The following is a 20201-nucleotide window of genomic DNA, read 5'->3' as shown; positions in this document are numbered from 1 at the left end:
TTTTCAAAATACGACTAACATTTTAAATACATAATATTATATTTTTAAGATTCAAAAGAGAAATACCTTCCAGATAACATACTAATGGTCCTTACCCTCTTTATTTTATCGGTACGCAAATTTCACAATAATCACGATCAACCTTTTCCTTAACATACCTTTCAAACATCGGTCTACTATCAATTTGATAGCCACAGTTTAGTAGTTCAGAAAAAATATCAGTCCATGCTTTTTGAATGTCTTCTGCTACATGTTTAACCATGTAAATAGCGTATTTCCCCCCGGATAATTCACCTTCACTAACTACCTCATCAATTTGATAATCTGTTGAAATTACAATGCCAGCATCATAACGACAGTTCTCAGGATTAGTTGTTTCTGGGTTGTCATGTGAAATTCCAAGTATGATTGACGTTTCTACAAACAGGTCATTCTCCTTAGCCCAGTTTTTTAATTTTTTCATCGTCAAGACATTATTTGGACCATATGGCCCCACCTGCCTAACATAAGCAACTCGATACTTTGGTAACTGTTCAACCTTGATATTCATATACTCATTCTCCTTTATATCAATATTTACTACATATCCAAAGTTATCATGATTTAAAATGATATTCATCTGAATTTTTAAAAAATATAAAAATGTACACTTAGCAGCCCTACACTACAAAAACTTTCAAAAATGTAACTTTATGAAATAAATATCACTACTTCCCATACTAAATTTTTGGGATTACAATGATGGCAATCAAAATAAATGATACAAATAGGGGGCATATAACATGCTAGAAGGAAAAAAAGTAGCGATTATTGGCGGAAGTTCTGGTATTGGTTTCGAAACAGCACGATTAGCATTAATGCAGGGGGCACATGTTATAATCGCTAGTCGATCAGAAGAAAAATTACAAGAAGCAAAAAAGGTACTAGTGGGAAATGTAACAACTTACTCACTTGATATAACAAACGAACAACAAGTTCAATCATTCTTTGAAGAAATAAATATAATTGACCATTTAGTTATTACAGCAGCTGAAACTTCCGGAGGGGATTTCCTTCATACAGAAGTAAGTAAAGCACGTCAATTATTTGAAAATAAATTTTGGGGACAATTCTATGCTGCTAAATATGGCGCGCCTAAAATTACGAAAGACGGATCCATCACCTTATTTTCAGGCGTAGTTGCCTATAAAACAATGACTGGTTCAGCTACACTCGGCGCAGTAAACGCAGCTGTCTCTAACCTTGGAGAAACATTAGCATTAGAACTTGCTCCTATTCGAGTAAATATTGTCTCCCCGGGCATTATTGATACACCGTCACGCAGCAAAATGCCCTGCGAAGCACGGGACAAATTTTATAAAGAAATAGCAAATAAACTCCCTGTCAAACGAGTTGGTCAAGCAAAAGATGTTGCAGACGGCGTGTTATATTTAATTCAAAATAAATTTGTCACTGGAACAACGCTTCACATTGAAGGTGGGCATATATTAATTTAATGAAAGAGGAGATTTTCCTCCTCCTTTTATTTTCACTTGGCATGGAGCTACGCTTCTACGCACGGATTGACCCTCTCTCCCACCTAAAAAAATATTTTTTATTACTCTTCCGAATCCCGTATCGGTAACACGGTAGAATACTTAATTTCACGGAGCGCTAAACTCGTTTGAATCCGCGTAATCCCTAGCTTATTTAACTTTCTAATAAAATGCTCCAGTTCCTTTCGATCACGGTTCGCAACTTTTAATAAATAATCGTACTCACCTGTTAAACAATGACACTCTAACACTTCAGGCATAGATTCAAGTTCTCGTTCCAATACTTCAAGTTTTTCAGATTGATGAATATTCGTACTCATGAAAATAAAACACAATAAATCAAATCCAAGTTTTTCTTGATTTAAAATTGCGACTTGTTTATCAATAAACCCTTCACTTTCTAATCTTTTTACCCTAGCATGCGTAGCAGGTGGTGATAAATTGACCATGCGCGCAAGTTCCGCATTGCTTACTTGCGACTTCTTTTGTAAAATATCTAAAATTTGTACGTCCAAATCATCTAACACTTTAATAACAGATGACTCCATAAAAATCCCCCTTTTCTTTACCGACGATTCTTCGAAAAAATGCATCATAACCGTAGTGAAATTAAATAAAATTCCGCAATTACAATCTTAAACAAAACATTCTATTGAATTTTCATCATTATACAAAAGAATATATTAGATAACAAAGAAAAATGCTAAAATTATTTACAATTCATTCTTACTTTTACAAAGGAGTTTAAACTATGCCTTATTTCTATGTCTTTTTACTACTACTAACAAGCTTACTATGGGGCGGAAACTTTGTCGTCGGAAAATCACTTGTGGATCATGCTTCCCCGATGACCCTTACAAGTTTAAGATGGCTGATTGCGATTGTTTGTCTCTTACCGATTGTTTGGTTCAAAGAAAAGAAACTTCTCCCGCCGCGCGCCGCAATTCTACCCTTACTACTCATGGGAATCACCGGCGTTGCTCTCTTTAACATTTTTCAATTTTTAGCATTAGAACAAACTTCAGCAACAAATGTTGGACTTATCTCTACATTAAATGCGATCTCTATTGCATTATTTTCATCTGTATTCTTAAAAGAAAAAATAAACATACTGCAAATTCTTTCGATGGTTCTTTCTTTTTTCGGTGTTATTCTCGTTCTTTCAAAAGGAAATATCGCACTTTTATTTTCGTTACATTTTAATAGCGGAGATTTATGGATGATTGCAGCCGTTTGTATTTGGGGGATTTATTCGGTTTGTAGTAAATGGGCGACAAAAACGACAACACCAATGATAGCAACTTTGTATTCAGGAGTTTTTGGCGTTCTCCTATTGCTTCCATTTAACATACCAACCTTTACTGTTTCACATATAGATGCTTCATTTATCACTTCACTACTATATACAGGCTTAATTTCAACTGTAGTCTGTATGGTATTTTGGAATATTGGCGTTCAAAAATTAGGAGCAACGACGTCGGGAATCTTTCTAAATTTCAATCCTATTTTCACTGCCATTTTAGCATTCCTGTTCCTCGGTGAAGAATTAACATGGATTCAAATTGTTGGTACTGTAATTGTTGTAACTGGCTGTTATTTATTCTCTCACTTTAAAACAGCTATCCATCAGCCAAATGCGACCTTTGCACGTAGCCATTCTTAATGAAACAAAATTAGTGGGGGAACCTTATCCCCCACTAATTGACATCAAATATTAGGATTGTTTAAGTCCTTATTTTCAGGTAAAGAAGTATTTTTCTCCTCTTGAACTTCTTCGATGCACTGCTCCATCTTATGAAGATAAGTAGCTGCAAATTCTTTCCCGCCAAGACCGAAGGCTAATCCAAAAGCTAAAGCCAGTCCACCTAAAATTAAAATGAAAGCAGCGTTTACAATTGAAGCAGCAACGCCAAGCTGATCTAAAGCCATAAAAAACGCTAACGCGATAATTGTATATTTTGTAATGGACGCGATAGGATTGTATCCTTGTTTTGGTAAGGTATTTGCTAACATTTTTTGAACAAAATTACCTAAATAAAAACCAACACTTAAAATAGCGAAGGCGACAACCAATTGCGGTAAGAACGAAATGACCCCTGCTACAAGCGTCACTAAGAAGTTGAGTTTCACAAGTTGCAGTGCCTCAGCCGCAAACAGCAGTACAACAAAGATTTGAAAAATATAACCGATAATTCGAGAATACGTCACATTCCCTAGTTGTCTCATTCCAAGTTGATTCATGAATGAATCAACTCCTAGACGCTGACAAAGATTTGTAATGAACGTATTCAGTCGTTTACTAATAAAAATTCCCACTAGTAATAACAAAATTGCGATTACAATATTCGGAAGCATCGCTAATATGTTATTCAGCATAACAATAGCCGGTTGTGAGATTCCGCTAATATTCAGTTGATCAAGCGCTGATACAACCGTTGGAATCAAAATGAATATAAATGCGATTGTTCCAATAATAGAGGAGACACTCGTTCCTTTAAATACATCAGTTAGTCCTAGTTTTTGTATACATGTATCCGTACCAATACTTTGAAGGAAGTTTGAAATAATATTTCTAACAATTTTTGCAATCATCCAGCCGACGAATACAATTAGCGCTGCGGCAATGATTCTAGGAACAAACGCAAGTAAACTTTGCGTCATTGTTTCAAACGGCTGAGAAATTCCCGTTAATCTTAAAGCGGATAAAACGGCTGGAAGAAACAGTAATAACACTAAATAAAAAACAATTTTTGCTATCTGATCTACTACTTTTTCTGGATCTTTCTCCTGTTGAATCACATTCCATTTATGAAGTAATGCACCAACATTACCTCTCTTTCCAACTTTTTTAATGAAAAGACTGATCGTTGATGCAAGTAACCACGCAAGTAATAAAATTAACGCTGCTTTCAATATGTTTGGAATCGATAAAGAAATAGCAGCTACCATGCTAACGAGTGGTGTAGCAATAAAGTTTAAGCTTAAAATATTGAAGAAAATAATGAACACAATTACCATCAAAATATAATACACAATCTTACTTATTATGCGCTCTGGCGAATATTTTGTTTGCTGACTTGCTTGAGCGAATAATTTATTATCGAGATTTGTCCTTTTTAAAGCAGCAGCTACTACATTGGCAATGATTTTGGCAATAATCCAGCCGATAAGCAATACGAGAAGCGCTAATAATAAATCGGGAAGTTTCGTGAATGAATCTCGGACCACTTGATCATAAAACATATGTATCATCTCCTAGAAAAAATTTCATTTTATATCATGTCCAAGAATAGAAAAGTGATGTATCCACGCACTATCTTTCACATCGTTATGCGCCGCTTTGAACTTATGCCATACTATTGTGCAATCCTCTTCCCTACTGCTACTCCCCTCTTATATTTCAACAAGCTGTAAACAGGAGCTAGGTGCTCCTGTTTTTTGTTGGTTAGTCGATATCCTTCGTCGAATCGCTGATATATTGTGAGAAACGGGTGATATATTTGAAAAATCGCTGATAAAGTGAAACTTTAATCAGTGGGGGGCTTCATTCACCACTTTATACAAACAAATTTTTGCAAATCACCATGTTTCTTTTTATAATTTTGTAGCATTTCTCTTTCTCCACAATACAAAAAAACATCGCCATTACGGTAACGATGTTTTCCCTTTCATTTCTTTCAAAAACTGTTGTTCTTCTACTGGTGTGAGACGCCTAACTGCTTTACCCGTATCACCACCTTGAATTTTCCACAAAAAGTTATGCTCCTCAACTGTTTGCGAAAAATCGCTTCTTTCCCAGCGTTCTAGAATAGCCAGCAATTTGGATTTATAATTAAAATTTTTGCTACTCTCTACAGCTTTTTTTGTAGTCTGAATTTCTGTTTGTGTCATTTCAACAAATCCCCATTTCTCAGAGGATTTCACTTTTTGATGTACCATTTTGTGCATCGTAGATATAATTTCATCTTCACTCACTTGCGGCGTATTTTCCGCTACTTTCTCTTCCTTTTGCGTGATTACTTTCTGCTCCTTTAGACGTTTATCCTCTTCTTCTACGTATGCAAGAAATTGATAAGCGCCATACAAAATACCCATTATCATTGCAATAGTCGTAATCGTCCCTATGACCCATTTTTTCATATTATGTATTTTCATATCTCCTCTTACTTATTATAAAAACAAATGGAATCGTCTACAAATCGCCGATTCCATTTATTTATCATTTTAAGATTTCATTGCTTCTCGAACAATATGACTATCGACGTATTGCTTGAACTTTACAATCTTACCCTTCTCAAGTTGCCATACATGAACAAATTCTGCTTCAAACGCTTTACCCGTTTCTTTATAAACGCCTGAATACACACCTTCAGCAATAATAACGTCTTTTCCGTTTACTTCATGGTACGTATTTACACTCGCCTTATAATCATCCCATTCCGATTCTAAGCGACTAAATACATTCTCCATCACAGCTTCCATACCAATATATGTTCCAGCATACGGGAAACCAGCTGCCTCTGTCCACTCTACTTTTTCAGAAAGAGCTTCTGCTAAATGTTTTGCATTAGAAGAAGCGGATCCTTCATATGTGCTACGAATGATTTCTAAATTTGTTTTTTGTGTCATTATTTTTTCACCCCAAACGCGTTTGCTGCTAAAACTAGCCCAATTTCAAGTGCTTTTACATTTGGAAAGCGTTTCTTCATTACAGATTGAATTTCCTCACTTGAAAGATTCTCTGCAAGAACTTCATCAAATGCTACTAAATAGTTACGAGTATGTTCAATTGCATCTATTGTATTTGGCACATCATAATCACGATGACCTGCAACAACAACTTCTGGATGTAAATTTCCGATCTCTTCTAGTGTTGCTAACCATTTCTCACGAGCTACTTTATCTGTTTCTAACGTCCATACAAATGTATTGTTATAAACAATATCCCCTGTAATCACAGCCTTTAATGATGGAATCCATACGTAACTATTATTTGGTGTATCACCTTGTAAGCCACCTTTAATAAACAATTCGTTTCCTTCTAAGACAAGCTTATCTTCTTTTAACTCTTCTGGAATAATGGGCTCATGGGGCACATTATGTCCAATAGACGGTTTCCATTGTTCCACTTTCTTTTGAAATGTATTACGAATATCTTCTACAGTATTTGCAAGAGCTACAATTTTTGCATTAGGAAATGCACCATGCAATATATTCAAGCCGAAATAATGATCTGGGTGAAAATGTGTCACATAAATATGCGTTAAATTCTTTCCTGTTTCAATAATTTGAGCTGTCAGACGGTGTGCATCACTTAATAAAAATTGTGCATCTATAAGAATCGCATCGTTTTCTCCATAAATAATGGTTGATGTAACTTGAAATGCTTGCTCAGATCCTGTAAAGACTTCTAAATTTAAATTTGACATTTTAACCCCTCCAATTTAGCAATAACCTATATAATTACTCATTATTCTTTAAATAATACTCATTCACTTTTATTAGTCGCCACAAGTTGTAACTACATAAGTTACAACTTACACAAAAAAATATTCATTACAAAAATAAAAAATATATAAAATCATTATTTTTATCATGTATCTTCGAGATGTAATCATTATAGTTACAACAAGGGTGATAAGTCAACATTTTTTCATAAGAAACTTACATCTTATTTTACAACCATAAAAAAACACTGCCTTTTTAGTAAATCAACTTACTAACAGGCAATGTTTTTATAACAAAATAGAATCTATTTTAGTTGTTTTTCATTACTTTTTCTTTAATAAAACGATCTACATATCCTTCTGCTTTTGCAACAAATAAATATGCTCCCATTGCTAATAATGCAAGGTCTAGCTCATACCCAGGGTTCTTTCCATCTCCTAATAAACCAGCAGCACCATTTACTTTCACAATTGCGCCAACTAAAATAAGAGCGAATAATAATCCTACATATCTAACACCTAAACCGATGATTAATAAGATTCCACCAACTACTTCAAACGTTGCAACTCCATATGCAAGAGCGCCTGGCAAACCAATGCTTGTAAACCATCCTGCTATATTATCAATTCCTGATTGAAACTTTGCCAATCCATGTGCAAAGAATGTAACCCCTAATACGATGCGAATAATTAAATTACCAATATATTGATTCATTCTGAACTCTCCCTTTTTGTTTTGTTATATAAAACTTTGTTTCACAAGACAAAACAATACAAGATTTCTTTTTATTCGTCAAATACTTTTTTAGCAAAAAATAAAAAAACATTCTCCATTTTACGGATAATGTTTCTTAAAAACAGCTAGAAACCTCATGTCCTACAAGGATTCCAAAAAGAAAATATTGATAAAAATCAGCAGTATGTTTCCTATTTTTTCAAAATATATTTTTTAATCTTTAGAGTGAAGTTCAAACTTCTTTACATTAGGAACGATCCATTATAGACTCGGCAGCCTTTTTTTCATCTCTTGCGAATCATAAAGATAAAACATATCTTCACCAGGAGGATGAAAAACATTTATAGTTCGAGCCCCTTTTTGATAGACCGTCATTTCTCCTTCCGACCACTTCTCCTCCCATCCATTTATCCAAATTGCTATAGACGGCAAAAAAGAAGTATATCTATATCCTTTCGAATCATCTCCTGCAATATAAGAAGAGAAGACCGAAACAGGAAAACCTTTAACTTTTGATTCTTTTCCTACTGTAAATGGTGCACATATGAAAAGAAATATAATTACACATATGACTTTTTCCTACGTAATCCTCATTCATTTTTCTCCTTCTAGTACGAACATACACATAAATTTTAACACAATCACTATTTCTTCACTCTGTACTGATACTCTTTTTATATCCATAAAAAAGAGCTTACTTCATAAGATAAACTCTTTCCCTTTACACAAACCACTTTTGTAACAAGCTCAAAATAAAATAATACAATATCTTCCCTGCTAAAACATGCGTATACTACCGAAAGTAGTGTTTCCTTTCAACCGTAATTTTATTTGACAAAATATTCTGAATTATATTAAAATGACTACAGCACTGCTAAACTTTTAGCTAAAACTACACAACTATATCTCTATTTATGAACTACTTTTCAACAGGCCCGCATTGTATTCATAATTGTGCAGATTGAGAAATGAGAGGAGAGTCCTATTGAAATCATTATTACGAAAGAAACCGCTTACTACCGAATCACCAAAGCAATTAGAAAGAACATTAACCGCATTAGACTTAACATTCTTAGGCATTGGCGCTGTAATTGGGACAGGCATTTTCGTGTTAACTGGAATTGTTGCAGCTAAACATTCTGGCCCTGGTATTATGTTATCTTTTCTTATTGCTGCCTTTACATGTGCGTGCGTAGCCTTCTGTTACGCAGAATTCGCTTCTTCTATCCCGATGTCGGGAAGCGTTTATACATATGCATATATGACAGTGGGAGAAATTGTTGCTTTCATTGTTGGTTGGTGTTTAATGCTTGAGTACTTACTAGCTGTTGCAGCCGTAGCCGTAGGATGGTCAGGCTATTTACAATCGTTACTTTCTGGATTTAATATTCATCTACCCGCCATTATCGCCTCAGCCCCCGGAATGGGCAAAGGCGGGATCATCGATTTACCAGCAGTATGTATTTTACTTTTAATTACTCTGCTTCTTAGCTTGGGTGTACGAGAAAGCGCTCGTATTAATAACATTATGGTATTAGTAAAGCTAGCAGTGATTATCGCTTTTATCGTAGCAGGTGCAAAGTACGTCAAACCGGAAAATTGGACACCATTTTTACCATTTGGATATGACGGAATTATTACAGGTGCAGCAACTGTATTCTTTGCTTTTTTAGGATTTGATGCCATCGCAACTGCTGCTGAAGAAACGAAAAACCCACAGCGATCTTTACCGATTGGCATTATCGGTTCTCTGCTCATTTGTACAGCACTATATATGATTGTCTCTTTTGTTTTAACTGGAATGGTACCTTATACACAATTAAATGTTTCAGACCCAGTTGCTTTTGCTCTTCATTTTGTTGGCGAAGATACAATTGCTGGATTATTAGCTGTCGGTGCGATGACAGGAATGACAACGGTTCTTCTTGTCGTTATGTATGGACAAGTTCGCGTTTCCTATGCAATGAGCCGTGATGGATTACTTCCAAAAGCATTATCTCGCATCCATTCAAAAGTGAAAATCCCTTTATTAAATACATGGATTACTGGCATCGCAGCTGCTTTATTAGCAGGATTACTAGATTTAAATCTACTTGCAAACTTAGTAAACATCGGTACACTAACCGCCTTTACATTCGTTTGCTGTGCTGTACTCATTTTGCGGAAAACACATCCGAATTTAAAGCGAGGATTCCGCGCACCATTCGTACCTGTATTACCTATCATCGCGATCTGTTGTTGTCTCTATTTAATGCTAAACCTCTCTGCAACAACGTGGAAAAGTTTTGCCATTTGGCTTATCATTGGATTATTTGTATATTTCTTTTATTCTAGACGTAATAGCCACTTACTAACTGAAAAAACAAATACTGAGAAAAAAGAAGCATAATAAAAAACTTGCCAATTCGGCAAGTTTTTTTCATGGCGTAGAGAAAGAGAAATACTAAAAAGAAACATGTTAATCTGACGAGGTTGATTCGTATAAATTAGTAAATGAAATTTTATCATTGATTTTTCAAATATATCTATCACTTCTCACAATATATCAGCGATTCGACAAAGGATATCGACTAACCAACAAAAAACGACAAAAAACAGGAGTCCTCTAGCTCCTGTTTCCCAACACTCTGAAAAAAGCTTACCAAGCCTTATTTTGTTTCTTTCTTTTTCTTTTTCCACACATTGAGGCTATCAAAGAAAAAGTTAATAAACAGCGTTCCAAGGCCCGCTAATAAAAACGTCATTAAAAAGAGAACCCATATGCTTTTCTCTTTCAAAAAATAATATCCAACAAGGAGCACAATGGCAATCCATACATATTCAAGAATTCTTTTTAGTTTTTTCTGTTCCAAATCAACCGCTCCCTTATCCTGTCTTTCTCCCTTTATTGTAACATGAAATAATATATCGGCGGAATCACCCTATATATCGGCTATCAGGCACAACTTATCTTCCATCTTAAAGGGGACGTATGGTGCAACAAGCCCTCATTGAAGCCAACTAATAAAAGCTACATCAGAAGCATATCAAAAATATACAAATATATACATAAAATCCGTTTCTTCTCAGCTAAACTGATATAATATAAAAAAGGAGGGGAAAATATGAAAAAAATCCTATATTTGTCTTCTGTTGCTATACTTTCTTTAAGTTTAATTGGATGTTCAAACACAACAGAAAAAACGAATTCTTCGACACCCTCAACATCAGAACAAACAGAAAATTATTTATCGTTAGACTTAAAAGAAATACAAACAATAAATTTAACTAGAACAGAAGGTAATAAAACTTCCAAAGCTGTAACAAACAACGAAGAGTTAATAAAAGAATTTAATAAAGCAATCCAAAATAGTACATCTAGTAAAATAGATGTAAAAAAGCAAAAAGAAAATACTTCAGTATATTCTAATATGACAGTTATATTCAAAGATGATTCTCAAAAAGAATTTTTAGTTTGGAATGAAAATAACAATCAAATTTTAATAACAAAAAATACAAATGAGAAATCTACACAAGGACTAAAACTTAGCCAGAAAACTTCTAAAATAGTAACCAACTTTTTAAACGACCTTAAATAACGAAGGAGCAGAGACAGTTCATTAAAAATGGACTGTCTCTGCTTTTAAAAATTCTCATCTGCTTTATTAACATAACCCGTATGTTGAATCTGTATAGAACATCCATTCTTCTTTACACTTTCCCCAGCAGCTTTAATAGTATAAGTATTGTGCACTACATAATAACCATCGTCCCAATATTTTTAATGACGGAATGTTTTCTAATTAATCCCATTACTTAATGATTGTGGATGTACATAATTTGGTATGCATATAAAACAAACAAAATATCACACATGTAAACAACAAGAACGGAATTTCATGGAATGCCCCCCCTTAGCTTGATGGGCATGGGTCTATACTTCCTATACACGTTTTCACACCGACTCCACTTTATTTTTCTTTTTCACAGACTTGAAAATGAACATTCCTATTACAATAACGCAAACAACCGCTAGTATCGGTAGCGTATATTGTTCGGCGATTGCCCCTGCCTTTTTCCAATGTGGTCCTAGCGTCAATCCGATATATACGTATATCGCCGTGAGCGGCAACATCGCTACAAAGGTGTAGATGCTAAATTTCCAAATATTCATTTTGGCAATTCCGCACGGAACGGAAATAAGCGTACGAACTCCTGGAATAAAACGCCCAAGAAACGCCACGGCTGGTCCATATTTTTCAAAGAAACGATCTGATTTTTCAATTTGCTCTTCCTTTATGAAAAAGTACTTTCCATACTTTATCAATAACGGACGCCCTCCATAATAACCAAGTGCATATAAGGTTAACGGCCCCGTCGTTCCTCCGAGCGTCCCAGCTAATACCGCAAGCCAAAAGTTCATATCCCCTTCGTATACCCAATATCCAACAAGAGGTAAAACAATTTCTGCTGGGATAAATTCAAATGTTAATGCAAGAATGACACCAAAATACGAAAACTGTTTTAAATAATCAATCACATCTAAAATAAATTGTTCCATGTATACACTCCTATCCTTTATTGACGTTATATTTTTCTTGTAAGTGCGGCGGTGCCATTTTTACAATTCGCTGCAAAATGAATAGCACAACCGTAATATCATCTAACACACCAAAAAACGGTAAAAAATCAGGAATAAGATCCAATGGAAACATGACATATCCGATTAATATCGCAATAGATACGACTTTCTTCTGCACAGCGACTTCTTTCGACAGAAAAAATTCATATAGAAATGGACCAAACCGGCGGAAGTGAAGCATAAATCGAAATCGGTTTATAAACTTTTTCATTTTTTACCTCTCCTTTTTCTGCATACAAAAAGGACCTTTACCAAATATAGTAAAGGTCCTAAAAAAGACAATAAGGGGCCTTTACCACTGCCGGTAAAGGTCTCACTAACAACAAAAATGTTGCCAATAAAGCCGAGGGTTTCTCCCTGTAATGACGACTTTATTGTGACAAGTTACTCCCCTTTGTATACGCAAGTTTATAACATCACCTTAAAATATTTGATAGAACTTGTCAATCTTTTTCTATTGCTGAAGCGGTTGATACATACTTGCTATCGCTTGTATTTCAGAGCTTGGTGCTGGCGATAGTTGATAATATCCTTTCTGCACCATATACTGCCAAATATCATAAGCATGGTGGCTACTAGTTAAGAAAGTATTTTCTAAAAGCGTTCTTAAATCTGGATTCGCACACTCTAATAAAGAACCTGCACAATTAAACGCAGACGACTTTTGATTCAGTAAATATCCAAGTGCAATTGATCGATCGTTAGGAGGCTGCGCATCCATGCTTGGTGTAACGGGGGCATACGCTTGTGAAGGAGCCTCTATATAAGAAGCTAATACTGGTTTTAATTTAGGCGGCTGGAACTTTGATATATTTGGGGTTGAATCACTTTGTACAAATTCCACCTTCAAATTATAATCTTGCACATGAAGAGGCAGATGCTTCTGTAACATTTGTTTCAACTCAGGATCCTGCGCTTGTTGTATATATGTAGACATCATATTAATTGTGTTATAGTCTCCAGCTATCAGTTCACTTAAATCACGTAATTCATGCGTTGCCAATTGCATTTCTATTTCCCCTTTCTATCATTCCTTTCTAGCATCTCCTAAAAAAACAAAAATACTATATAAAAATCCACATCACTGTGAATTTTTATATAGTACGAATTAAAGCGGATTACACTTTGGCATCTCTAATCCAGAAGCTTGTGCTAATTTTAATAAATAATAACATTCTTCCCTTGCCATATGATCTGCCATCCTTCCAGAAATCATGCTTAATACTTGATTCGATAATTCTAACTCCCCCTCATCTACTCTATCGGCTCAATTTGAATTCGATGCTGATCAGGGTCATACACAACAATTCCACTTCTCTCTGCATTACAACTCTCTAATTCTTCAAATGAAACACAATAGAACTCTAATTTTTTTCGCACTTTTTCTATATCACAAAATAACAAATTTAAATTTATATAAGAGGGTGCCTCCTTATCTTTGTCCCGATTTAAAACGCAGCAAATTCTTGCTCCACCAACATCATACCAAACGCCCGGCACATGTAATTGCGGACGATGTATACTTGGCTGAAGCCCTAAAATCCCTTCATAAAAATATAATGTTTCCTTTAAATTTCGCACTTTTAATTCAATACAATTTGTAATCGTCTCCACTTCCCTTTCCCCCTTACCCTCTACTAGTTTTCTATATGAGTCATAAATAACAAATATGTCTGAATACAATACGTAGTGATGATTGTTTTACCTGTAAAGGAGGTTTCTGTAATGGACAAATTTATGAAATCCTACACACCTTACCATGGTCCGAACGATCCTTGCTCGCCAATTGGAAAGAAATATTATTCAGTTCCTCCCCATTTATACATGGGATTCCAACCAACAAACTTGCCGCAATTCCCGCCTAACGAAGCATTAAAAAGGGGAACTTTATGGCCTGCTTTTTATGATTATTATGAAAATCCGTATAAAAAAGGACGGTGACTAAAACCGTGGCTCAAACATTGCCCGCTGAATTTTATAAATGGCTAGAAGAACTGCAAGAACTCGATTTTGTCTTAGTCGAACTCACTCTTTATTTAGATACGCATCCAGATGATGTTTCCGCTATCAATCAATTTAATGATTTTTCCTATAAAAGAAGGGTGCAAAAGCAAAAAATTGAGGAAAAGTATGGACCACTTCAGCAGTTTGGTAATAGCTACTCTAACGCTCCGTGGGAATGGAGTAAAGGTCCTTGGCCATGGCAAATATAAAGGAGAGAAAATATGTGGATTTATGAAAAAAAACTGCAATATCCTGTAAAAGTAAGCACTTGTAATCCCGCACTTGCGAAATTATTAGTTGAGCAATATGGCGGGGCAGATGGCGAACTCGCAGCTGCTCTTCGTTATTTAAATCAGCGCTATACGATTCCTGATCAAGTAATAGGTTTATTAACAGATATCGGTACAGAAGAATTTGCTCATCTTGAAATGATTGCAACAATGATCTATAAATTAACAAAAGATGCAACTCCTGAACAGATGAAAGCAGCTGGACTCGATGCGCAGTATGCCAATCATGATAGCGCACTCTTTTATCACAATGCAGGCGGCGTTCCGTTCACAGCGACATACATACAAGCGAAAGGGGATCCGATTGCCGACTTATATGAAGACATTGCGGCGGAAGAAAAGGCAAGAGCAACGTATCAATGGCTCATCGACTTATCAGATGATCCCGATATAAATGATAGCCTCCGCTTTTTACGCGAGCGTGAAATTGTTCACTCTCAGCGTTTCCGTGAAGCTGTGGAAATTTTAAAAGAAGAACGCGATCGAAAAATATATTTTTAATTACACCGTGCACATCCCAAAACGGTATGTGCACCTTCCCTACTCATATTTTTGAATAAAAAGGCTTCCTCCTTTACTCCACTCTGCATAACATACTTCTTTCAAATCTGTTTTCTGCTTCTTTAGTTCTTTTTGTAACCATACTTCATGTAATCCAAACTTTTTTAAATTATAAGTAATCAACTTCCCATCGCTAATAAGAAGAATGGGCAATACATTTTTCTTCCCCTGTATTTTTAAATCTTTTCTTGTTGGCGTATCTACATCATATTTTTTCATCACACTAATCGCCCCATCATTTTCTAAAATCGCAAACTCTACATCTTGCATAGAAAATACATCCTTTGCCCGAAGCAAATGCTGAAGTTGATCAACATCTAAACGGTTTTTCTTCATTTCATTCCAATCTAGCTTTCCATTGGCGATTAAAATAGACGGTTTCCCTTCAAGGAATAAACGTGCTTTTCTCCATTTTTGCGTGATAATTTCCGTAATTAATATAAATGCTCCCCACACAAGAACTCCAAAAATAATCTTTCCTACATGAGCCTCTTTACTATAAATAGCATCTCCTAAAAAATTTCCTAAAACGAGCGCGGAAATAAAATCAAATGGTGTAATCTGATTCAATTGTGTTTTCCCCAAAATTTTAACAACAAAAAACAATACAGCATACCCAAATAACAGTTCAATAAAAATCTCTACATAATCCATACTATGTCACCTTTCTTCAATTCACACATTTTTATCCCTTTATTTATATGTAGCAAGCACTTCATTTCATAATGTAAGAAAAGAATCCTTACACGTAGTATGCCACCACAGATTAGAAAAATATAAACGTATAGTTAGTAAACTTAACAAATAATTTTTAAAATTATTTAAAATTCCCTGTTGCTTTCTGGTCATCAGACGATTAAAATTAAAACAGTTATTCGACGAATTATTTGAATTTTCGACAAAAAATATTTAGGAGGACTTTCTATACATGCGTACAACTTTAAAGCCAGCGCAAATTCTCTCCATTAGCTTATTGCTATTTGCAGTTTTTTTCGGCGCTGGTAATATGATTTTCCCGCCCCTGCTTGGGCTTTCTTCTGGAGAAAACATGTGGATTTCTATTTCAGGATTTGTCATTACAGATGTAGGGTTATCTCTATTAGCAATCGTCGCTGTTGCTCTTGCAGGTGGTAGCTTTAAAAACTTAGCGAGCCGTGTTCATCCAAAATTCGCAGCAGTACTAGCAATTATTATTTATCTTTCAATCGGCCCACTATTTGTTATTCCACGAACTGGATCTGTTTCTTATGAAATTGGAATTGCACCGCTTTTTCAGGACCAATGGTATTCCATGTTACTGTTTAGCTTTATTTTCTTTACGGTTGTTTACTTCTTATCATTAAACCCATCCAAATTAGTCGATCATATTGGAAAAATATTAACTCCCATCTTACTTGGAATTATTGCAATTATGGCAACAAAGGCAATCCTTTCACCCGCGGGTTCATTTGTTCCACCTACTGGTGACTATAAAGAAATTCCATTTTTCAAAGGGTTTTTAGAAGGCTTTCTAACATTAGATGCGATCGGTGCTCTCGTTTTGTCAACGATTGTCGTAAATGCAATTCGTCAAAACGGTGTCCAAGAAAAGAAATCCATCGCAAAATACACAATTATTTGCGGTAGTATTGCCGCTTTCTTTTTAACAATCGTATATTTCTTACTTGGCTATATCGGGGCATCAAACGGAAGTTTAGGACAATTTGAAAATGGTGGTCAATTATTAGCAACTATTATGTACCAATTATTTGGGACAAGCGGTAATATTCTATTAAGTATTGCCATTATATTTGCTTGCTTAACGACAGCAATTGGAGTCGTAAGTGCATTTGCCAACTATTTCACAAATGTATTAACAAATATTTCTTATAAAAAACTTGTCTTATATGTTTGTATTTTTAGCTTTATCATTTCAAACTTAGGGCTAAGCTTACTAATCAAAATTACATTACCTGTACTCATCATTCTATATCCTATTACAATCATTTTAATTTTCGTATCCTTTCTTGATAAATATACGAAACGGAAACCATCTGTATACATCGGGGCTATGATTGCTGCATTTATCATCAGCTGCATTCACGCGCTTGATAATATGGGAATGATGCCATATGCTATTACATCAATTGCAAGTACAATTCCTTTTTATAAATTAGGAATTGGCTGGATTGTCCCCGCAATTATTGGGGGTATTGTCGGATACTTTATTCCGCAATCAGAAACGGAAAGTGAAGTTTCTACAAAATAAACAAAGAAGCAAGCATTCATCAAGAGATGCTTGCTTCTTTGTTTACATCGTATGTTTAAATGTAAACAACTCTTCTTTAGGAAGTGAACTCAGCTTCCCCCCTTCTACATCCTCTTTCTGCTTTCTTTCTCCTACTCTTACTTTCGCTATCGCATCCTCTATACTTCTTACAATCATATTCCCAGAAAAGATAGTAAGCCCAAAGAACGTAATTGGTACAAGCGGAATCCACGGATGCACTGTTAGAGAACGAAAATATATACCTATTAAGCCTGACCATTCATGTGTATAAGAATCTATGTCGCTAATACTTCCACCAAATCGCACTGTTCCTCCAAAAAATACTTCAAGCAATCCTAAATGAAGAAATAAAATAAGCGTTTGAATAAACTGCTGCATCAATACAAGTACAAACGTCATATATAAGTGCGGAAACACATGTTTCACGACAATATGCCGTTTACTTCCTCCTAGTATACGAGCAGCATCTACAAACTCTTCCTTTTGTAACTTCCGCACTTCATTCGCAACATAAAGAGAAATGGTAGGAAGTGCGAGTACAATAAACAATATGACTTGAAATGATGCTCTCTCAAAAAAACTAGATGTTTCTTGTCCATTCGCAAAATTATTCGCAAACCGAAGTAAAAAATACGCAATCATGACTGTTGGAATTACTGTAAAACTATCAAAAAGAGCTTCAATTTTTGAAAAGCCCCTTTTTACATACGTTCCTACTATTACGCCCAAAAATACACCTATCATCATACGCATGACAGCAATAAAAACAGATATGCCAATCGTCCATTTTGCTCCTTCAATAACTAAATTCAGAAGATCATAACCTTTTCGATCTGTTCCTAGTAAAAACTGCGATGAGGGTGAAAATGGTGGCACTTCTGGTTTTCCTTGTGCATCATACTGCAAAGAGACTTGCCGAATCTGTCCATCATTCCATATCGTATTTCCAATGCTTACAAGAACCAACACGATGAGGAATAAACTACTGATCCAAAATCGCTTATCACGCTTTATATATTTCCACATCCTTTACGCCCTCTCTTTCATCGCATCTGGAACGAAATAATGAAACAACTTAAATAAAATAATGATTGGAATATAAATCAGTAAAACACTCACCGTAAATATCTCAATCGTTTGGTAGTCTTTCATGAATATAAAAATTCCATGTGTATTAAAAAGCCATTCGATAATATATAAATTCGATAACATAAACCAAATGTTCGTTTTTGCAAAAAATAGTGTACTAAGTAGTACATTTCGTAAAACATGACGATTTAAAATATAGAAATGCTCTAACCCTTTTGCCTTCGCAAATAACACATAATCTTTTTCTAGTTCCGTTTCAAAACGAAGAAGTAATAACTTTACAAACATAATAGTAGTCGGGATACTTAAACAAATGATCGGTAAACCTCGAATTGATTCGCCTTTTAATGCCGCTATTTTAACCGGTAAAAACCCTGTCTGTTTGAAAAACCATACAACCAAAATTTGTGATCCAATAATAAAAAGAATATCTGGGATAGATTCAAGAAAAAGAAGAAATGATTTAATACGACGTTGTATATGTGGACGACTTCTCATAATCAAATAAATAATACAAAAAGCTATACATAGTGAAATAAAAAATGAAGCTAAAAAAATAAGTATCGTTTCTTTATAGTGGATAAAGATTTGTGGAAATAAAGGTCTATTCATACCATATGTTAAATTTGAAACATCTATCAGTTTCAAAGCCAACATCTTTACAGCTTGTACATACTGCGAAACGTTCATATGTAATCCTTCAAATAGTTTTGGTAGTGCTCCTAAACAAATAATTCCTATAACGGAAAGTAACAATTGTATAGTAATATCTATCCCATTCGAAACTACCTTTCTTACCATTTTCCCCCTTCTCTCTATATAAAATTCCATCCTACTTAATACTCCGTTTCATTTTATAAATAATTTTCAGAATTGTAAATATTTTCAACAAAAAAAGAATCACTAGCTTACAATTCTAGTGATTCTTTTTGCATATCTTTTTCACTTCTAGCAAATGGCATGTACAAAATTAAACATCCAATAAACGCAGCAATTTCTAGTGAAATAATATAGTATGGGTGTGGACCTAATAGATCCAGTAAGGAAGGTGTGTCTAGTTTATGAGCTAGAAACATATAGTTTCCACCTGTTTTATAATTCACAAATGAAACCATTGGAATCAATATATTTAAGAAAATCATAGTACGCTTAATGGATCGAAGCGTTGGTCTATATCCTTCTACCCAAGTCATAAAGAGTGGTGCCAAAATAAGTAAAACATGCGCGATGAAATATTCGATGAAGCGAAAATGCGGAAAAGCATATTGTAAGTTTGGCGTTAAGATTGCTTGTGATGCGCCAATAATCCCTGTAAAAAAGACGATTTCATATATTTTATAACTTTTTGTTACAAGCATAATGGTAGCCAACAATAAGCTGATGGTACATAACTCAAATGGTAACGATGTACTTAGCTGAAAAATCCCAGCCTTCATTTGCCACACATCAAGGCCAATTTCACTGCCTATAAATAAAAAAGCCATTATATACCGAACCATCATATTCCACTGCTGTTCCCTAAGTATATCTTGACAATGATAAAGAAAATAAGCTCCTATACCGATAATAAGAAGTATAATGACATGTTGCTTCGAGTACGGAACGAATGTTTCTGACGGCAATGCTCCAAAATACGCCTCCATATTCCT

The 20201-nt window shown here is 34.9% G+C and carries 25 protein-coding genes and 1 pseudogene; 8 read left to right on the top strand and 18 right to left on the bottom strand.

Annotated features, from left to right (window positions below; translation table 11 throughout):
* Positions 1–100 precede the first annotated feature (100 nt).
* A complete protein-coding gene (locus ACX5JI_RS07065; protein ID WP_459500403.1) occupies positions 101–550 on the bottom strand; it encodes an AraC family transcriptional regulator in 450 nt (149 codons plus the stop codon).
* 232 nt (positions 551–782) lie between these two features.
* On the opposite strand from ACX5JI_RS07065, the gene ACX5JI_RS07060 reads away from it, so the two are divergent.
* Entirely contained in the window at positions 783–1496 is a 714-nt protein-coding gene (locus ACX5JI_RS07060) for an SDR family oxidoreductase (protein WP_459500402.1), read from the top strand.
* 101 nt (positions 1497–1597) lie between these two features.
* On the opposite strand, the gene ACX5JI_RS07055 is transcribed toward ACX5JI_RS07060, so the two are convergent.
* The gene (locus ACX5JI_RS07055) at positions 1598–2083 is read right to left on the bottom strand and encodes an Lrp/AsnC family transcriptional regulator (RefSeq protein WP_459500401.1); all 486 of its coding nucleotides are present in this window, start codon (positions 2081–2083) and stop codon (positions 1598–1600) included.
* 203 nt (positions 2084–2286) lie between these two features.
* On the opposite strand from ACX5JI_RS07055, the gene ACX5JI_RS07050 reads away from it, so the two are divergent.
* Positions 2287–3198: a DMT family transporter gene (locus tag ACX5JI_RS07050; protein ID WP_459500400.1), complete on the top strand. Its 912-nt coding sequence runs from the start codon at positions 2287–2289 to the stop codon at positions 3196–3198.
* Positions 3199–3242: 44 nt separating this feature from the next.
* Here the strand turns inward: ACX5JI_RS07050 and ACX5JI_RS07045 are convergent, their stop codons facing one another.
* From ACX5JI_RS07045 to ACX5JI_RS07020, 6 genes are all read right to left on the bottom strand, one after another.
* Complete coding sequence (locus tag ACX5JI_RS07045) at positions 3243–4778, bottom strand: mechanosensitive ion channel (RefSeq protein ID WP_459500399.1); 1536 nt, start codon at positions 4776–4778, stop codon at positions 3243–3245.
* A 402-nt stretch (positions 4779–5180) separates the two neighbouring features.
* On the bottom strand, positions 5181–5675 hold the full coding sequence (locus ACX5JI_RS07040) for a PRK06770 family protein (RefSeq protein ID WP_459501046.1): 495 nt from the start codon (positions 5673–5675) through the stop codon (positions 5181–5183).
* 84 nt (positions 5676–5759) lie between these two features.
* Complete coding sequence (locus ACX5JI_RS07035) at positions 5760–6164, bottom strand: nuclear transport factor 2 family protein (protein WP_459500398.1); 405 nt, start codon at positions 6162–6164, stop codon at positions 5760–5762.
* On the bottom strand, positions 6164–6964 hold the full coding sequence (locus ACX5JI_RS07030; RefSeq protein ID WP_459500397.1) for an MBL fold metallo-hydrolase: 801 nt from the start codon (positions 6962–6964) through the stop codon (positions 6164–6166). Before ACX5JI_RS07030 ends, ACX5JI_RS07035 begins: the two co-directional genes overlap by 1 nt.
* Positions 6965–7292: 328 nt before the next feature.
* Positions 7293–7697 carry a DoxX family protein gene (locus ACX5JI_RS07025; RefSeq protein ID WP_459500396.1) on the bottom strand — a complete coding sequence of 135 codons (405 nt, stop codon included), beginning with the start codon at positions 7695–7697 and terminating at the stop codon, positions 7293–7295.
* A gap of 282 nt (positions 7698–7979) precedes the next feature.
* The gene (locus ACX5JI_RS07020; RefSeq protein WP_459501045.1) at positions 7980–8288 is read right to left on the bottom strand and encodes an outer surface protein; all 309 of its coding nucleotides are present in this window, start codon (positions 8286–8288) and stop codon (positions 7980–7982) included.
* A 415-nt stretch (positions 8289–8703) separates the two neighbouring features.
* On the opposite strand from ACX5JI_RS07020, the gene bcaP reads away from it, so the two are divergent.
* Entirely contained in the window at positions 8704–10107 is a 1404-nt protein-coding gene (gene bcaP / locus ACX5JI_RS07015) for a branched-chain amino acid transporter BcaP (protein WP_459500395.1), read from the top strand.
* A gap of 259 nt (positions 10108–10366) precedes the next feature.
* Here bcaP and ACX5JI_RS07010 read toward each other — a convergent pair whose 3' ends face one another.
* Positions 10367–10570 carry a hypothetical protein gene (locus ACX5JI_RS07010; RefSeq protein ID WP_459500394.1) on the bottom strand — a complete coding sequence of 68 codons (204 nt, stop codon included), beginning with the start codon at positions 10568–10570 and terminating at the stop codon, positions 10367–10369.
* A 252-nt stretch (positions 10571–10822) separates the two neighbouring features.
* On the opposite strand from ACX5JI_RS07010, the gene ACX5JI_RS07005 reads away from it, so the two are divergent.
* Entirely contained in the window at positions 10823–11296 is a 474-nt protein-coding gene (locus tag ACX5JI_RS07005) for a hypothetical protein (protein WP_459500393.1), read from the top strand.
* A gap of 356 nt (positions 11297–11652) precedes the next feature.
* Here the strand turns inward: ACX5JI_RS07005 and ACX5JI_RS07000 are convergent, their stop codons facing one another.
* The 5 genes and pseudogenes from ACX5JI_RS07000 to ACX5JI_RS06980 form a co-directional block, all read right to left on the bottom strand.
* Positions 11653–12258 (bottom strand): DedA family protein, encoded by a 606-nt coding sequence (locus ACX5JI_RS07000; protein ID WP_459500392.1) that lies wholly within the window; start codon positions 12256–12258, stop codon positions 11653–11655.
* A gap of 10 nt (positions 12259–12268) precedes the next feature.
* Complete coding sequence (locus tag ACX5JI_RS06995; protein WP_459500391.1) at positions 12269–12550, bottom strand: YkvA family protein; 282 nt, start codon at positions 12548–12550, stop codon at positions 12269–12271.
* Between the two features lie 243 nt (positions 12551–12793).
* Complete coding sequence (locus tag ACX5JI_RS06990; RefSeq protein WP_459500390.1) at positions 12794–13348, bottom strand: spore coat protein; 555 nt, start codon at positions 13346–13348, stop codon at positions 12794–12796.
* A gap of 99 nt (positions 13349–13447) precedes the next feature.
* A pseudogene (locus tag ACX5JI_RS06985) lies at positions 13448–13585 on the bottom strand (DUF2935 domain-containing protein); the annotation flags it as partial.
* Between the two features lie 8 nt (positions 13586–13593).
* Positions 13594–13953, bottom strand: a complete 360-nt coding sequence (locus ACX5JI_RS06980; RefSeq protein ID WP_459500389.1) for a VOC family protein — start codon at positions 13951–13953, stop codon at positions 13594–13596.
* 111 nt (positions 13954–14064) lie between these two features.
* On the opposite strand from ACX5JI_RS06980, the gene ACX5JI_RS06975 reads away from it, so the two are divergent.
* Genes ACX5JI_RS06975 through cotJC form a run of 3 tightly spaced genes read left to right on the top strand, consistent with a single transcriptional unit; the run spans position 14065 to position 15134 of the window.
* Entirely contained in the window at positions 14065–14280 is a 216-nt protein-coding gene (locus tag ACX5JI_RS06975) for a spore coat associated protein CotJA (RefSeq protein WP_459500388.1), read from the top strand.
* Between the two features lie 8 nt (positions 14281–14288).
* Positions 14289–14552: a spore coat protein CotJB gene (locus tag ACX5JI_RS06970; protein WP_459500387.1), complete on the top strand. Its 264-nt coding sequence runs from the start codon at positions 14289–14291 to the stop codon at positions 14550–14552.
* Positions 14553–14564: 12 nt separating this feature from the next.
* Entirely contained in the window at positions 14565–15134 is a 570-nt protein-coding gene (gene cotJC / locus ACX5JI_RS06965) for a spore coat protein CotJC (RefSeq protein WP_003195416.1), read from the top strand.
* A 39-nt stretch (positions 15135–15173) separates the two neighbouring features.
* On the opposite strand, the gene ACX5JI_RS06960 is transcribed toward cotJC, so the two are convergent.
* Positions 15174–15848, bottom strand: a complete 675-nt coding sequence (locus tag ACX5JI_RS06960; RefSeq protein WP_459500386.1) for a DUF421 domain-containing protein — start codon at positions 15846–15848, stop codon at positions 15174–15176.
* Positions 15849–16122: 274 nt separating this feature from the next.
* Between ACX5JI_RS06960 and brnQ2 the strand changes: the two genes are divergently transcribed.
* Positions 16123–17442, top strand: a complete 1320-nt coding sequence (brnQ2, locus tag ACX5JI_RS06955) for a branched-chain amino acid transport system II carrier protein BrnQ2 (RefSeq protein ID WP_459500385.1) — start codon at positions 16123–16125, stop codon at positions 17440–17442.
* 42 nt (positions 17443–17484) lie between these two features.
* Here brnQ2 and ACX5JI_RS06950 read toward each other — a convergent pair whose 3' ends face one another.
* The 3 genes from ACX5JI_RS06950 to ACX5JI_RS06940 all read right to left on the bottom strand — a co-directional run bounded on the left by ACX5JI_RS06950 (position 17485) and on the right by ACX5JI_RS06940 (position 20195).
* A complete protein-coding gene (locus ACX5JI_RS06950; protein WP_459500384.1) occupies positions 17485–18489 on the bottom strand; it encodes an ABC transporter permease in 1005 nt (334 codons plus the stop codon).
* Between the two features lie 3 nt (positions 18490–18492).
* Positions 18493–19353: an ABC transporter permease subunit gene (locus tag ACX5JI_RS06945; protein ID WP_459500383.1), complete on the bottom strand. Its 861-nt coding sequence runs from the start codon at positions 19351–19353 to the stop codon at positions 18493–18495.
* 107 nt (positions 19354–19460) lie between these two features.
* Positions 19461–20195 carry a YwaF family protein gene (locus tag ACX5JI_RS06940; protein WP_459500382.1) on the bottom strand — a complete coding sequence of 245 codons (735 nt, stop codon included), beginning with the start codon at positions 20193–20195 and terminating at the stop codon, positions 19461–19463.
* Between the last annotated feature and the right edge of the window lie 6 nt (positions 20196–20201).

The sequence above is a fragment of the Bacillus sp. C1 genome (assembly GCF_054570475.1).
The sequence above is the reverse complement of the archived record's forward strand: the minus strand, read 5'-3'. Positions and strand labels throughout refer to the sequence as shown.

Bases quoted from the DNA above. Each gene is read 5' to 3' on its own strand.
- cotJC (WP_003195416.1), top strand. From the start codon at position 14,565: ATGTGGATTTATGAAAAAAAACTGCAATATCCTGTAAAAGTAAGCACT.
- ACX5JI_RS06995 (WP_459500391.1), bottom strand. From the start codon at position 12,550: ATGAAAAAGTTTATAAACCGATTTCGATTTATGCTTCACTTCCGCCGG.
- ACX5JI_RS07050 (WP_459500400.1), top strand. From the start codon at position 2,287: ATGCCTTATTTCTATGTCTTTTTACTACTACTAACAAGCTTACTATGG.
- ACX5JI_RS07035 (WP_459500398.1), bottom strand. From the start codon at position 6,164: ATGACACAAAAAACAAATTTAGAAATCATTCGTAGCACATATGAAGGA.
- ACX5JI_RS07005 (WP_459500393.1), top strand. From the start codon at position 10,823: ATGAAAAAAATCCTATATTTGTCTTCTGTTGCTATACTTTCTTTAAGT.
- ACX5JI_RS07065 (WP_459500403.1), bottom strand. From the start codon at position 550: ATGAATATCAAGGTTGAACAGTTACCAAAGTATCGAGTTGCTTATGTT.
- ACX5JI_RS06960 (WP_459500386.1), bottom strand. From the start codon at position 15,848: ATGGATTATGTAGAGATTTTTATTGAACTGTTATTTGGGTATGCTGTA.
- ACX5JI_RS07000 (WP_459500392.1), bottom strand. From the start codon at position 12,258: ATGGAACAATTTATTTTAGATGTGATTGATTATTTAAAACAGTTTTCG.
- ACX5JI_RS07030 (WP_459500397.1), bottom strand. From the start codon at position 6,964: ATGTCAAATTTAAATTTAGAAGTCTTTACAGGATCTGAGCAAGCATTT.
- ACX5JI_RS06945 (WP_459500383.1), bottom strand. From the start codon at position 19,353: ATGGTAAGAAAGGTAGTTTCGAATGGGATAGATATTACTATACAATTG.
- ACX5JI_RS07055 (WP_459500401.1), bottom strand. From the start codon at position 2,083: ATGGAGTCATCTGTTATTAAAGTGTTAGATGATTTGGACGTACAAATT.
- ACX5JI_RS07060 (WP_459500402.1), top strand. From the start codon at position 783: ATGCTAGAAGGAAAAAAAGTAGCGATTATTGGCGGAAGTTCTGGTATT.
- ACX5JI_RS06940 (WP_459500382.1), bottom strand. From the start codon at position 20,195: ATGGAGGCGTATTTTGGAGCATTGCCGTCAGAAACATTCGTTCCGTAC.
- ACX5JI_RS06950 (WP_459500384.1), bottom strand. From the start codon at position 18,489: ATGTGGAAATATATAAAGCGTGATAAGCGATTTTGGATCAGTAGTTTA.
- ACX5JI_RS06990 (WP_459500390.1), bottom strand. From the start codon at position 13,348: ATGCAATTGGCAACGCATGAATTACGTGATTTAAGTGAACTGATAGCT.
- ACX5JI_RS06975 (WP_459500388.1), top strand. From the start codon at position 14,065: ATGGACAAATTTATGAAATCCTACACACCTTACCATGGTCCGAACGAT.
- ACX5JI_RS07045 (WP_459500399.1), bottom strand. From the start codon at position 4,778: ATGTTTTATGATCAAGTGGTCCGAGATTCATTCACGAAACTTCCCGAT.
- ACX5JI_RS07025 (WP_459500396.1), bottom strand. From the start codon at position 7,697: ATGAATCAATATATTGGTAATTTAATTATTCGCATCGTATTAGGGGTT.
- brnQ2 (WP_459500385.1), top strand. From the start codon at position 16,123: ATGCGTACAACTTTAAAGCCAGCGCAAATTCTCTCCATTAGCTTATTG.
- ACX5JI_RS07040 (WP_459501046.1), bottom strand. From the start codon at position 5,675: ATGAAAAAATGGGTCATAGGGACGATTACGACTATTGCAATGATAATG.